Below are 13,686 nucleotides of genomic sequence, written 5' to 3'. Positions count from 1 at the left end.
GCTTTCCTACTTTCTTTTTGCAAAAAATGATATAATGAAAGGGATGCTACGGAGGTAATACAATGACAAAAACCAGATTATATATTGCTCGGCATGGAAAAACCATGTTTAATACCATCGGACGGGCGCAAGGATGGTCAGACACTCCACTGACAGAAGCAGGAGAGCGAGGAATTCGAGAATTAGGTCTCGGTCTCAAGGAAGCAGGTCTTTCTTTTGAAGAGGCTGTTTCGAGTGATTCTGGACGCACCATTCAAACCATGGGAATTATTCTTCGAGAGCTCGGTCTGACAGGAAAAATCCCTTATCGTTATGACAAACGGATCCGTGAATGGTGTTTTGGTAGTTTTGACGGTGCTTATGATGGCGATCTCTTCATGGGAGTTTTACCCCGTGTCTTTAAGGTCGATGATTTCCATCAGTTGAGCCTGATGGAGTTAGCAGAAGGAATCGTCGAAGTGGATACCACTGATTGGGCTGAATCCTGGAGCGCCTTGAGTGGCCGGATTAAAGAAGGATTTGAGGCCATCGCAAAAGAGGTAGAAGCAGCTGGCGGTGGCAATGCTATTGTGGTTAGTCATGGTATGACGATTACGACCTTGATTTATCTCATCGATCCAAAAGCGGTCGAAGAATTGGTCTTGGACAACGGAAGCGTGACGGTTTTGGCCTATGAGGATGGTGCTTTCAGTATTGAAAAGATTGGGGATATGTCCTATCGTAAGGTTGGAGCAAAACTTCTAGAGGGTGGCAATGACGAATAAGTATAGACGCGCAAGAAAAAAACGTAAGAAATGGTGGCCCTACCTATTGAGTTTCTTTCTTCTTGTGGTCCTTGGATCAGGAATTGGTGCTTACTTAGCGAAGCCAAGCTTGTTTTCAGGGCTTCAGTTTTGGAAGGCTAAAAAAACAGCTGTAACGACTCATTCTTCTTCTAAGAAAAAGAAAGAAAAATCAGATTTACCAGCCGTTTCGACCAAAGACTGGCAGTTGATCTTGGTTAATCGTGACAATGTGAAGCCTGAGCTGAACCCACAATTAACAGATGTGGATGCTATCAAAGTGGATAGTCGGATTGTAGAACCGACTCGTCAATTTTTAGAAGCGGCTCGAAAAATTGCCCCAGAAGAAACCTTGATATCAGGCTATCGAAGTGTGGCCGAGCAAACAGAGCTCTATAATGAACGTGTTGCGCAACTAGAGGCTAGCGGCCTTTCGCACGAAGAAGCTGAAAAGCAGGTGCAGACCCAGGTACAGGTCCCTGGTGCGAGTGAACACCAGACGGGGCTTGCGATTGATATGAGTGTCGAAGCTGGTCAAAGTGATGAGTTGGGCATGCAGCTGGCTGCCATCGCACCGCAATATGGCTTTGTCCTTCGCTACCCAGATGGGAAGAGCAACATCACGGGTGTGAATTTTGAGAATTGGCATTTCCGTTATGTTGGCGTAGAAAATGCTCAGTATATGGCCAAGCATCAGCTAGTATTGGAAGAATATATTCAACTCTTGAAAAAAGCTGGCAAATAAGAGGAGATTCACTTCTCTAGGTCTTAAGAATGATTTTTAGCACTCTTGAAAAAAGAGTGCTAATTTTTTGGATTTTTCTCTTGACTTTCTTTTGGATGGGTGTATAATAGAATCATGGTTTAGCACTTAAGTGTTTAGAGTGCTAAAAACGAAAGAGAGGTGAGGTCATGGTTACAGAACGTCAAAATGAGATTCTAAATCTTGTCGTCGATATCTTTACCAAGACCCACGAACCAGTCGGTTCAAAAGCGTTACAAGATGTGATTCAATCCAGTAGTGCGACCATTCGAAACGACATGGCTGCCCTCGAAAAACAAGGTTTATTAGAAAAGGCCCACACTTCGAGTGGCCGGATGCCTAGCCGAGCTGGTTTTCAATATTTTGTTCAGAACTCGCTTGATTTAGAGTTGATTGATGAGCAAGATGTCTACCAGGTGGTAAAAGCCTTTGATTTCGAAGCCTTTAAGTTAGACGATATCTTGGATGCTACGGCCAAGTTACTAGCCCAGATGACGGGTTACACCGCAGTGATTCAGGATGTTGAACCGACACGGCAGCGCTTGACTGGTTTTGAGATTGTTCCATTATCCAACCACGATGCCTTGGCGGTTCTGACCTTGGATGAATCAAAGCCTGTCACCGTCCAGTTTGCCATTCCAAAGAATTTCTTAACCAGTGACTTGGAAATCTTCCATCAGCTGGTTCAAGAGCGTTTCATTGGAAATACGGTCTTGGATATCCACTACCGCCTGCGGACGGAGATTCCACAGATTGTACAGCGCTATTTCAAGACGACAGACAATGTGCTGGATCTCTTTGATTACGTCTTCTCGCAACTGTTTCAAGAACTGGTCTTTGTAGAAGGAAAGGTTGCATCATTAACCTACGCCGATCTTCAGACCTATCAGTTCTTAGATAATCCCCAACACGTAGCCTTGGAGTTACGAGGGGGAATGCCAGAAGACCAAATGACCCAGATCCTGGTTGCAGAATCCCAAGAAAAGGCCTTGAAAAATGTGACGGTGATTAGCCACAAGTTCCTAGTGCCTTATCGTGGGATGGCCCTCATGCATGTGATCGGTCCCGTAGAGATGGATTACAGGCGTGTGATTAGCCTGGTCAATGTCATCGGACGGGTACTGGTTATGAAGTTGACGGACTACTACCGTTACCTCAACAGCAACCATTATGAAGTAAATTAAGACCAAATGAAAGGGGTGTATGCCTTGACAGAAGATATCAAAAAAGAAGACGTGAAAGAAGAGGAAGTTGCCCAAACAACTGAAGAAGTTGTAGAGGAAAGCAACCAACCTTCTGAGTTAGAAGAAGCACAAGCGCGTGCCGAAGAATTTGAAAATAAATACCTTCGTGCTCATGCAGAAATGCAAAACATTCAGCGCCGTGCCAATGAAGAACGTCAACAATTACAAAAATACCGTAGCCAAGATTTGGCAAAAGCGATCTTACCATCACTGGACAACCTCGAACGTGCCCTTGCCGTCGAAGGATTGACAGATGATGTGAAGAAGGGCTTGGAAATGGTCCAAGAAAGTTTGGTACATGCTTTGAAAGAAGAAGGAATTGAAGAAATTCCAGCGGACGGAGCCTTTGACCATAACTACCACATGGCCATCCAAACCTTACCTGCAGATGATGAACATCCAGCAGACACCATCGCACAAGTCTTCCAAAAAGGCTACAAACTCCATGACCGCATCCTGCGCCCAGCCATGGTAGTGGTTTATAACTAGTCTGCCTTGTCCGAAACGACACTAAACTATGAAAGAAAGATAAACAATGGTTCAGCTTTACCAATAGTGAGCGAAGCGAACCAAAGGCGATACTCTTCGCCGTGGCGCTATATGCGCAAACTTTGAGACCTTAGGCTCAAAGTTTAGTCAAAGAGATTGACGAAGTCAAGCTCTGACGGCGTCGCCACTTAAGAAGAGTATCAAAAAGAAAAAAAGAGAAAAAATAACGAGGAGAAAAACATATGTCTAAAATTATCGGTATTGACTTAGGTACAACAAACTCAGCAGTAGCAGTTCTTGAAGGAACTGAATCAAAAATCATCGCAAACCCAGAAGGTAACCGCACAACTCCATCTGTAGTGTCATTCAAAAACGGTGAAATCATCGTTGGTGACGCTGCAAAACGTCAAGCAGTTACAAACCCAGATACCATCATCTCTATCAAATCTAAGATGGGTACTTCTGAAAAAGTTTCTGCAAACGGTAAAGAATATACACCACAAGAAATTTCAGCTATGATTCTTCAATACTTGAAAGGTTACGCTGAAGATTACCTTGGTGAAAAAGTAACGAAAGCAGTTATCACAGTTCCTGCTTACTTCAACGATGCGCAACGTCAAGCAACTAAAGACGCTGGTAAAATCGCTGGTCTTGAAGTAGAACGTATCGTCAACGAACCAACAGCAGCAGCTCTTGCTTACGGTTTGGATAAGACTGATAAAGAAGAAAAAATCTTGGTATTCGACCTTGGTGGTGGTACATTCGACGTATCTATCCTTGAATTGGGTGATGGTGTCTTTGATGTATTGGCGACTGCAGGGGATAATAAACTCGGTGGTGACGACTTTGACCAAAAAATCATCGACTACATGGTTGAAGAATTCAAGAAAGAAAATGGTATCGACTTGTCAACAGACAAGATGGCGCTTCAACGTTTGAAAGACGCAGCTGAAAAAGCGAAGAAAGACCTTTCTGGTGTGACTTCAACTCAAATCAGCTTGCCATTCATCACCGCAGGCGCTGCTGGACCTCTTCACTTGGAAATGACTTTGACTCGTGCGAAATTCGATGATTTGACTCGTGACCTTGTAGAACGTACGAAAACTCCAGTTCGCCAAGCCCTTTCAGATGCAGGTTTGAGCTTGTCAGATATCGACGAAGTGATCCTTGTCGGTGGTTCAACTCGTATCCCTGCCGTTGTTGAAGCAGTTAAAGCTGAAACTGGTAAAGAACCAAACAAATCAGTGAACCCTGACGAAGTAGTTGCCATGGGTGCTGCGATTCAAGGTGGTGTGATCACTGGTGATGTGAAAGACGTTGTCCTTCTTGACGTAACTCCATTGTCACTTGGTATCGAAACAATGGGTGGTGTCTTCACAAAACTCATCGATCGCAACACTACGATTCCAACTTCTAAATCACAAGTCTTCTCAACAGCAGCAGATAACCAACCAGCCGTTGATATCCACGTTCTTCAAGGGGAACGCCCAATGGCAGCAGATAACAAGACTCTTGGACGCTTCCAATTGACTGATATCCCAGCTGCACCTCGTGGTATCCCACAAATTGAAGTAACATTCGACATCGACAAGAACGGTATCGTATCTGTTAAAGCGAAAGATCTTGGAACTCAAAAAGAACAAACAATCGTTATCCAATCAAACTCAGGTTTGACAGACGAAGAAATCGACCGCATGATGAAAGATGCAGAAGCAAACGCTGAAGCAGATAAGAAACGTAAAGAAGAAGTTGACCTTCGTAACGAAGTAGACCAAGCTATCTTTGCGACTGAAAAGACCATCAAAGAAACTGAAGGCAAAGGCTTTGATGCAGAACGTGACGCAGCTCAAGCAGGACTTGATGATCTTAAGAAAGCTCAAGAATCAGGTAACCTTGAAGAAATGAAAGCAAAACTTGAAGCCTTGAACGAAAAAGCACAAGCATTGGCTGTTAAACTCTACGAACAAGCTGCAGCAGCGCAACAAGCACAAGCAGGAGCAGAAGGCGCACAAGCAACAGGCAACGCAGGCGATGACGTCGTAGACGGAGAGTTTACGGAAAAATAAGATGCAAAGCCCGTTAAAACCTCACAGTGAAAATAGGAAATCTGACGCAGAAACTCTAGTTTCTAGGAAGATTTATCTTTTTCACCAAGAGGTTAGGGCGTGCTCAGTTTTAGCCGAAACTCAATTCAGCCTAACTAGTAAATGATAAAAAGAAATCCAGAGGTTGCAACCCAGCCTCTGTTTTTCGGTAAAATAGAGGATGCTGCCTATGAAAAAAGTACTTTGTATCATTTATCCTAATTTTTCTCTTTATGAGATTACTGCTTTAACGAGTACTTTAGCTCTGTCTTTTGATATTACGATTGATTATGCCGCTTCAGATCATTCGATGGTGGTCTCTGAGGATGGCTTGCCCTGTCAACCAACGAAAACACTAGATCAAATCTGTATAGAAGAGTATTCTTGTGTGATTTTGCCAGGAATGGTCAATATAGGACCTGCCCTACAGGATGAGAAATTGATTTCGTTCTTGAGGGATCTTGGTGAGCAAGATATCCTCATTGCAGCCATTTCTTCAGCGCCTCTTTTATTAGCGAAAGCAGGTCTGTTGAAGGACACGAAATTTACAGGTGGAATTTGGCAAAACTTCTTTGACTATTTTGAATTTCTTCCACGTGAAAATTTCCAACCGAAAGTTCTTGTGCAAGATAAACAGATCATTACGGCTATCGGTTTTGCCCATCAAGAGTTTGCAAGAAAAGTGATTCTAAGCTTAGGCTTGGCAGCTAATACAGACAACTATTTTAAAGAACAGAACGAGTATGCTGAAGAGGATTTGATATTTACTTTATCGGACCAAGAGTTTGATCAAGTGAAGCGAAGTATAGAAAACACCCTCTAAAGATGTACATGAAAATTATAGAAAGGAACAAAGAGTGTTCGTAACTGAACACGGGTTCCAGAAATTCTTACTCAATATGAAAGAAAGGAACAAAGAGCGTTCGGGGAATTGAACTCGAGCGGAAAGCTTGGAAATTAGATAAACCGCCTAAGAAATCAGGATTTCTTGTCGGTTTCCTAAATTTCAGTCGCTTTCTGTTCGCTCTTAGTATCTTGTATGAACAATACTGAATTTTATGACCGTTTGGGCGTTTCAAAGAATGCATCTCAAGATGAGATCAAGAAAGCCTATCGGAAATTATCTAAAAAATATCACCCAGATATCAACAAGGAGCCTGGTGCTGAGGAAAAGTACAAGGAAGTTCAAGAAGCTTATGAGACTTTGAGTGACGAGCAAAAACGGGCTGCTTATGACCAATATGGTGCTGCGGGTGCCAATGGTGGCTTCGGTGGCGGAGCAGGTGGTTTTGGTGGCTTTGATGGTGCTGGTTTTGGTGGCTTTGAAGATATCTTCTCTAGCTTCTTTGGTGGTGGTGCAAGTCGTAATCCAAATGCACCTCGTCAAGGGGATGACCTCCAATACCGCGTCAATCTCAAGTTTGAAGAAGCGATTTTTGGTGCGGAAAAAGAAGTCAAGTACCATCGGGAAGCTAGCTGTCATACCTGTCATGGTTCTGGAGCTAAGCCAGGGACTAGTCCAGTGACCTGTGGACGCTGTCATGGTTCTGGAGTCATCAATGTGGATACGCAAACCCCTCTTGGGATGATGCGCCGTCAAGTGACCTGTGATGTCTGTCATGGTCGTGGTCAAGAAATCAAAGATCCATGTAGCACTTGTCGTGGAACAGGTCATGAAAAACAAGCTCATAGCGTGAACGTCAAGATTCCTGCAGGAGTTGAAACAGGTCAACAAATCCGCTTAGCTGGTCAAGGAGAAGCTGGCTTTAACGGTGGACCTTATGGTGACTTGTATGTCGTTGTCAATGTTGAGCCGAGCGATCGCTTCGAACGAGATGGCTCAACCATCTACTACAAGTTAGACTTGAACTTTGTCCAAGCAGCTCTTGGAGATACGGTCCATGTGCCAACTGTTCACGGAGATGTCGATTTGGTCATTCCTGAAGGAACCCAAACCGGTAAGAAATTCCGCCTCCGTGGAAAAGGGGCTCCAAGCTTACGTGGTGGTGCCATGGGAGATCAATATGTATCCGTCAATGTCGTCACCCCAACTGGTTTAAATGACAAGCAAAAAGAAGCCCTTCAAGCCTTTGCAGAAGCAAGTGATTTGAAGGTCAACCCAAAGAAAAAAGGGTTCTTTGACAAGGTCAAAGATGCTTTAGATGATTTATAAAAATGAACGAGTTTCCTTTTGAGTAAGGAGCTCGTTTTATTTTGGATCGAATCCAAGAACTTCCTCTCCTAATTAAAGAATAATGAGGGCCCTCATTGAATTTATTAAGATATCGTGCTAAATTTAAGAAAACGATTACAAAGACAATTTAGGAGGTCCTGATGAAATCACATCAACCACGTTATGCCATTCGCAAGTATGCAGTAGGAGCTGCTTCGGTGCTCATAGGATTTTTTGCTGGCGCGAATGTTGTAGCAGCTGATACGCCAACGGCTACAGACAGCCCTTCAACGACAGTTCCAACTCAGCCAAACGAGAGTGAGTCAACTATTTCCCTTAATGAGGAAGCTTCTCAGCCAGCAGTAGAAAAACCAACGGCTCCTGCCCCAATCGTCGATCAAAGTCAACCTACACTGCCTGATCGTGAATTGCGGGTATCAGATCTTGACCGTTTGATTCGCGAAGAAGCAAGTTCTGTCGCAGAGTCGGATGTGACAACTCAACCAACGACAGCAACGACGGAAACGCCTGCTAAAGATCCTGACCAAGAAGAAAAATTAGCCAAGAAAAAGATTGTTTCGATTGATGCCGGTCGAAAGTACTTCTCACCAGACCAAATCAAGGAAATCATTGATGAAGCAAGTAAGACGGGCTATACAGACTTGCATCTTCTAGTTGGAAATGACGGCTTGCGCTTTGTGCTGGATGATATGTCTTTGAAAGTGGGAGATACTTCTTATTCTAGTCAAGCCGTGACGGATGCGGTTGAAAAAGGAACGAAAGCTTATTACGATGATCCGAACGGGACAGCTTTGACCCAGGCTCAAATGGATGATATTTTGGCCTACGCCAAATCCAAGAAAGTAGGTGTCATTCCAACCATTAATAGTCCAGGTCACATGGATGCGATTCTGACAGCCATGGAACAATTGGGGATCGAAAACCCTCACTTTAATTATTTTGGTACAAAGAAATCAGCTCGGACAGTTGATTTGGACAACCAAAAAGCCATCGACTTCACCAAAGCCCTGGTAGACAAATATGCAGCTTATTTCAGTGGCAAGACAGACATTTTCAATATCGGTTTGGATGAATATGCCAACGATGCCACAGATGCCCATGGTTGGCAGGTTCTCCAAGCCAGCAAGCATTGGCCAGGTGAAGGCTATCCAGAAAAAGGCTATGAAAAATTCATCCAATATGCTAATGATCTAGCAGCTATTGTGAAAAAACACAAGATGAAACCAATGGCCTTTAATGACGGGATCTACTACAATGGCGATACTTCCTATGGTACTTTTGACAAGGATATCATTGTCTCCTACTGGACAGGTGGCTGGAACGGCTATGATGTCGCTTCTTCAAAACTCTTGTCTGAACTAGGTCATCAGATTCTTAATACCAATGATGCTTGGTATTATGTGCTTGGACGGGACAAGGCTGGATCTGGTTGGTACAACCTTGATCAAGGTCTCGAAGGAATTTCCAAGTCAGCGATTGATGTCGTTCAAAAAAATGATGGGTCTAAGGTGCCCTTCATCGGTGGGATGGTAGCTGCCTGGGCAGATACACCATCCGCAACCTACAAAAAAGACCTTCTCTTTAAGTTGATGCATGCCTTCGCGGACAAGAATGCGGACTACTTTGTTGCAGATCTTGAAGTCGTCGGAAAAGCTCTTTCAGAAGCTCCAACTGATTTGGATCACTATACACCGGAATCTCTAGTAGCCTTTACGGCAGCCAAAAAAGCTTTAGAAGGGGTAGGAGCAGACACGACTCGAGCAGAGGCCAAAACCTTGATCGATCATCTTAAAGCAGCTCAAGATGCTTTGGTGTATACAGAAAGCTACGCGAAAGAAGTTGCTGCAAAAGAAGCAGCAGAAAAACTCGCCATGAAGAAGGTCATCTCGATCGATGCAGGTCGCAAATACTTCTCGCTGGATCAGTTGAAACGGATCGTAGATAAGGCCAGTGAGCTGGGTTATTCTGACTTGCACCTCCTTGTCGGAAACGATGGTATGCGCTTCGTCCTCGATGATATGACGGTGGAAGCCAATGGCAAAACCTATGCCAGTGATGATGTGAAAAGAGCCATTTTAGAAGGTACCAAGGCCTATTACGATGATCCAAATGGCCAAGCCTTGACCCAAGCAGAAATGGATGAGCTCCATGCTTATGCTACTGCTAAAGGAATCGGCTTGATTGCGGCAGTCAATAGTCCTGGCCACATGGATGCTTTGTTGGTGGCCATGGAAAAATTGGGCATTGAAAATCCACAAGCCAGCTTTGATACTGTTTCAAAAACAACCATGGATTTGACCAATGAAGCAGCAGTCAACTTTACCAAAGCCTTGATTGGCAAGTATATGGACTACTTCAAAGACAAGTCTAAGATCTTTAACTACGGAACAGATGAATATGCCAATGACGCTACCAGTGCGCAAGGTTGGTACTACCTCAAGTGGTATGACCTCTATGGTAAGTTTGCGGAGTATTCCAATAGTCTTGCAGCCATGGCGCGTGAAAAAGGCTTGCAGCCAATGGCCTTTAACGATGGCTTCTATTATGGAGATGAAGATGATGTTGCCTTTGACAAGGACGTCTTGATTTCATACTGGTCTAAAGGATGGTGGGGCTATAACCTCGCATCTCCACAGTATTTGGCAGATAAGGGTTATAAATTCCTTAATACCAACGGAGACTGGTACTATGTTTTGGGAAGAACACCTGAAACGGGTGGTGGTTATATTGAGAAAGCGATTGCCAATGCAGCTGCTACTCCATTTAGACAACTCCCAAGTACAACGTATCCTGAAACATCTTTGCCGATGATCGGTAGCATGGTAGCTGTTTGGTGTGATACCCCAAGTGAAGAATACATCGAAAAAAATGTCTTTGATCTCATGGAAGCTTTTGCCAACCACAACAAGGACTATTTCAAGGCGGACTTCACTGCTCTTAGAAAAGCAGTTGCTACGGTGCCAACAGATCTAGACATTTACACACCAGAATCGCGCGCAGCCCTTGCGAAAGTCTTAGATAGCTTGAATTGGAATGTGAGCCGTGCTCATCAAGATCAGGTGGATCAAGAAGTGGCCACTCTGACTCAAGCCCTTGCGTGGCTCAAGCCAATCACGCAAGTAGGTAGCTTGGCTGAAAATGACGTCAAAGCCCTAGTGGAAGACAAACCAAGTCTTGAAATCGTAGAAAAAGAACTTGATTTTGACCTTGTGGAACGGAGCAATCCAGATCTCGCTAAAGGAGAACGCAAAGTGATCCAGGCTGGGGTTAAAGGGCAAGGTATTGAGTATGTAGAGGTTTCGGCACTTGATCAAAGTCGAAAAGTGATTGCTACAGAAGTTGCCACAGAGCCGGTTGCAGAAATTGTTGAAGTCGGTACCAAAGAAGTCGTGATCCCAACAAGCCCTTCCGTAGAAGCACCAGTGAAATCAGACTTGCTCGTAAACAAAGTGGTTCCAGATCATTCAACACCTCAAGTGATCTCGAAAGATCAACCAGTAGCACCAGTAAATACCCCAACGCCAATTCCAGCAGCTGTGGAAAAAGAGGTTCGTTCAGAAGCAGTATCTTCTAACAAGCAACTCCCAGAAACAGGAGTGGAATCTGCACTTGGACTCGCTTTACTAGGAGCGATCTTAGGAGCAGCAGGAATAGACTTGAAAAATAAAAAAAGAGACTGAGACCTAGTTGACTTGTAACAGGTCGAAGTTAGGAGAGTGGGACAGAAATCGGTAATTCGTTAGAATTCGATTTCTGTCCCACCTCCGCACAGTTGAGTAGGGCTGTAAAAGCTGATGAAATCAGCGTAGTAGAGCCCACTCAACCACTGCGTCTTGCTCGACAATCCAAAAATAATTGAGAGGCTAGGACTTTTGTCCCAGCCTCTTTTTGTGCTCGCAAAACTGTACCCGGACAGTTTGAGCTTTTCACTCTTGTAACCCCTTCTATATCCTGCTAAAATAAAACCATGACACGATACAAAGCAACCATTTCATATGACGGGACCTTGTTTGCAGGGTTTCAACGCCAACCGCATGCCCGCAGTGTGCAAGAGGAAATCGAGAAGACCTTGACGCGCCTCAATCAAGGAAGTCCTGTTACCGTTCATGGAGCAGGGCGAACGGATTCAGGTGTCCATGCTCTTGGCCAGGTGATTCATTTTGATCTCCCCCAAGCGCGGGACGAGGAAAAGCTCCGCTTTGCCCTCGATACCCAAACCCCAGAGGATATTGATTTCATCCGAGTGGAGCAAGTAGCAGATGACTTTCACTCACGCTACAAGAAACACAGCAAGACCTATGAATTTATCGTGGATTATGGTCGTCCCAAGAATCCCATGATGCGCCACTATGCCACCCACTATCCGTATCCTTTGGATGTGGAAAAGATGCAAGCGGCCATCCAAAAGTTGGAGGGAACCCATGATTTCACCGGTTTCACAGCTTCAGGAACCAGTGTGGAAGACAAGGTTCGTACGATTACAGAGGCTCGCTTGGTCGAGGATGCAGAACATCATCGCCTTGTCTTTACCTTTTCGGGCAATGGCTTTCTCTACAAGCAAATCCGCAATATGGTGGGAACTTTGTTGAAGATTGGAAATGATCGGATGCCGATCGAGCAGATCGATCTAATTTTAGAAAAGAAGGACCGCAATCTAGCAGGTCCTACAGCAGCGCCAAATGGCTTATATTTAAAGGAGATCCGTTATGAGTAATGAATTGATTCTAGCTATTTCAGGAAATGATATTTTTAGTGGGGGAGGTCTTCACGCAGACCTTGCAACTTATACGACTAACAAACAGCATGGTTTTGTGGCAGTGACTTGTTTGACCGCTATGACGGAGCACGGTTTTGAAGTGATTCCGGTGGATCCGACGACCTTTGCTCAACAGCTCAACTCCCTTAAAGATGTTCCTTTCTCTGCTATTAAACTCGGTCTTTTGCCAAATGTCCAAGTGGCAGACTTAGCCTTGGACTATGTCAAAGCCCATGCGGAGATCCCTGTGGTACTAGATCCTGTCTTGGTCTGCAAGGAAAGCCATGATGTTGAAGTTTCAGCTCTTCGAGACGAATTGATCAAATTCTTCCCTTATGTGACTATCATTACACCAAACTTACCAGAAGCTGAGATCTTGACCCAAAGCAAGATTCAATCGCTCGACGATATGAAGGAGGCAGCGCGTAAGCTCCACGAATTAGGAGCAGCGAATGTCGTGGTCAAAGGGGGCAATCGTCTCAATAAAGAAAAGGCCATTGATGTCTTTTATGATGGGACAGACTTCACCGTCATTGAAGAGCCAGTCTTAGAAAAGAACAATACAGGAGCTGGTTGTACCTTTGCGTCTAGCATTTCCAGCCAGTTGGTGAAAGGGAAATCACCGCTTGAAGCTGTTAAAGCCTCTAAAGACTTTGTCTTCCAAGCGATTCAACATTCAGACCAGTATGGAGTAGTACAATATGACATCTAATCGAACTCAACTCATTGCTCGCCTCTCTATCTTATGTGCCTTGACAGTTGTACTTGGCTACTATACAAAACTTCCAACTCCCACAGGGATCGTCACCCTGCTAGATCTTGGAGTGTATTTTACAGCCTTCTATTTTGGGCGTAAGGAAGGTGCTATTGTAGGTGGTGTCGGAGCCTTCCTACTCGACCTGATTTCAGGCTATCCTCAGTGGATGTTCTTTAGCCTCCTCTTTCACGGGGGGCAAGGTTACTTCGCTGGCTTCAAGGGCAAAGCTCGTTACCTAGGCTTGCTCCTTGCGACAGTCGTGATGGTAGGCGGTTACGCACTAGCTTCTGCTCTCTTTTTAGGCAATGGTTGGGGAGCTGCTATCTCGGACATTCCGAATAACCTCGCTCAGAATTTTGTTGGAATGGCTTTAGGCTATGTGGTCTATTATGCATTTCAAAAGAAAGGAAGCTAATTCATGGATCTGGAGCAACTGAAGAAGGATACAAAAGAAATCTTGGTAGATGTCTTGGAAAAAAGCCGTCTCCGCCAAGGACAAATCCTCGTCCTCGGGATGTCTTCAAGTGAAGTTGCAGGAGGACAAATTGGAAAAGCCTCCAACATCGACATTGCCGAAGCTATTGTCCAGACCTTGCTAGATGAGTTGAATCCAAGAG

General features: G+C 44.5%; 12 protein-coding genes. All 12 read left to right on the top strand.

Going from position 1 to position 13,686, the window contains the following annotated elements; all coding sequences use genetic code 11:
- Positions 1–62: 62 nt before the first annotated feature.
- Positions 63–764 (top strand): histidine phosphatase family protein, encoded by a 702-nt coding sequence (locus PCY07_RS00060; protein WP_301354985.1) that lies wholly within the window; start codon positions 63–65, stop codon positions 762–764.
- Entirely contained in the window at positions 754–1,527 is a 774-nt protein-coding gene (locus PCY07_RS00055; protein WP_301354986.1) for a M15 family metallopeptidase, read from the top strand. The genes PCY07_RS00060 and PCY07_RS00055 overlap by 11 nt, the downstream gene beginning before the upstream one ends.
- A gap of 167 nt (positions 1,528–1,694) precedes the next feature.
- The gene (gene hrcA, locus PCY07_RS00050) at positions 1,695–2,729 is read left to right on the top strand and encodes a heat-inducible transcriptional repressor HrcA (protein WP_301354987.1); all 1,035 of its coding nucleotides are present in this window, start codon (positions 1,695–1,697) and stop codon (positions 2,727–2,729) included.
- Between the two features lie 24 nt (positions 2,730–2,753).
- Positions 2,754–3,278 carry a nucleotide exchange factor GrpE gene (grpE, locus tag PCY07_RS00045; RefSeq protein ID WP_301355021.1) on the top strand — a complete coding sequence of 175 codons (525 nt, stop codon included), beginning with the start codon at positions 2,754–2,756 and terminating at the stop codon, positions 3,276–3,278.
- Between the two features lie 242 nt (positions 3,279–3,520).
- Positions 3,521–5,344, top strand: coding sequence for a molecular chaperone DnaK (gene dnaK, locus PCY07_RS00040; protein ID WP_013904674.1), 1,824 nt, complete (start codon positions 3,521–3,523; stop codon positions 5,342–5,344).
- A 208-nt stretch (positions 5,345–5,552) separates the two neighbouring features.
- On the top strand, positions 5,553–6,185 hold the full coding sequence (locus PCY07_RS00035; RefSeq protein ID WP_301354988.1) for a DJ-1/PfpI family protein: 633 nt from the start codon (positions 5,553–5,555) through the stop codon (positions 6,183–6,185).
- 216 nt (positions 6,186–6,401) lie between these two features.
- Complete coding sequence (gene dnaJ, locus PCY07_RS00030; protein ID WP_013904676.1) at positions 6,402–7,535, top strand: molecular chaperone DnaJ; 1,134 nt, start codon at positions 6,402–6,404, stop codon at positions 7,533–7,535.
- 161 nt (positions 7,536–7,696) lie between these two features.
- Positions 7,697–11,236, top strand: coding sequence for a family 20 glycosylhydrolase (locus PCY07_RS00025; RefSeq protein WP_301354989.1), 3,540 nt, complete (start codon positions 7,697–7,699; stop codon positions 11,234–11,236).
- A gap of 287 nt (positions 11,237–11,523) precedes the next feature.
- Positions 11,524–12,270 carry a tRNA pseudouridine(38-40) synthase TruA gene (gene truA / locus PCY07_RS00020; protein WP_301354990.1) on the top strand — a complete coding sequence of 249 codons (747 nt, stop codon included), beginning with the start codon at positions 11,524–11,526 and terminating at the stop codon, positions 12,268–12,270.
- Positions 12,263–13,024, top strand: coding sequence for a bifunctional hydroxymethylpyrimidine kinase/phosphomethylpyrimidine kinase (locus tag PCY07_RS00015; protein ID WP_070590502.1), 762 nt, complete (start codon positions 12,263–12,265; stop codon positions 13,022–13,024). Before truA ends, PCY07_RS00015 begins: the two co-directional genes overlap by 8 nt.
- Complete coding sequence (locus tag PCY07_RS00010) at positions 13,014–13,484, top strand: ECF transporter S component (RefSeq protein WP_175742826.1); 471 nt, start codon at positions 13,014–13,016, stop codon at positions 13,482–13,484. The genes PCY07_RS00015 and PCY07_RS00010 overlap by 11 nt, the downstream gene beginning before the upstream one ends.
- 3 nt (positions 13,485–13,487) lie before the next feature.
- Positions 13,488–13,686, top strand: a 199-nt coding sequence (locus tag PCY07_RS00005) for a DUF436 family protein (RefSeq protein WP_301556721.1), incomplete at its 3' end; no start/stop codon positions are given.

The sequence above is a fragment of the Streptococcus sp. SP1 genome, assembly GCF_030440005.1.
In the GTDB taxonomy this organism is placed as follows: Bacteria; Bacillota; Bacilli; order Lactobacillales; family Streptococcaceae; genus Streptococcus; species Streptococcus parasanguinis.
Note: the sequence above shows the minus strand (reverse complement) of the source record. Positions and strands in the feature narration are given on the sequence as shown.

Bases quoted from the DNA above. Each gene is read 5' to 3' on its own strand.
- PCY07_RS00060 (WP_301354985.1), top strand. From the start codon at position 63: ATGACAAAAACCAGATTATATATTGCTCGGCATGGAAAAACCATGTTT.
- PCY07_RS00055 (WP_301354986.1), top strand. From the start codon at position 754: ATGACGAATAAGTATAGACGCGCAAGAAAAAAACGTAAGAAATGGTGG.
- hrcA (WP_301354987.1), top strand. From the start codon at position 1,695: ATGGTTACAGAACGTCAAAATGAGATTCTAAATCTTGTCGTCGATATC.
- dnaK (WP_013904674.1), top strand. From the start codon at position 3,521: ATGTCTAAAATTATCGGTATTGACTTAGGTACAACAAACTCAGCAGTA.
- PCY07_RS00035 (WP_301354988.1), top strand. From the start codon at position 5,553: ATGAAAAAAGTACTTTGTATCATTTATCCTAATTTTTCTCTTTATGAG.
- dnaJ (WP_013904676.1), top strand. From the start codon at position 6,402: ATGAACAATACTGAATTTTATGACCGTTTGGGCGTTTCAAAGAATGCA.
- PCY07_RS00025 (WP_301354989.1), top strand. From the start codon at position 7,697: ATGAAATCACATCAACCACGTTATGCCATTCGCAAGTATGCAGTAGGA.
- truA (WP_301354990.1), top strand. From the start codon at position 11,524: ATGACACGATACAAAGCAACCATTTCATATGACGGGACCTTGTTTGCA.
- PCY07_RS00015 (WP_070590502.1), top strand. From the start codon at position 12,263: ATGAGTAATGAATTGATTCTAGCTATTTCAGGAAATGATATTTTTAGT.
- PCY07_RS00010 (WP_175742826.1), top strand. From the start codon at position 13,014: ATGACATCTAATCGAACTCAACTCATTGCTCGCCTCTCTATCTTATGT.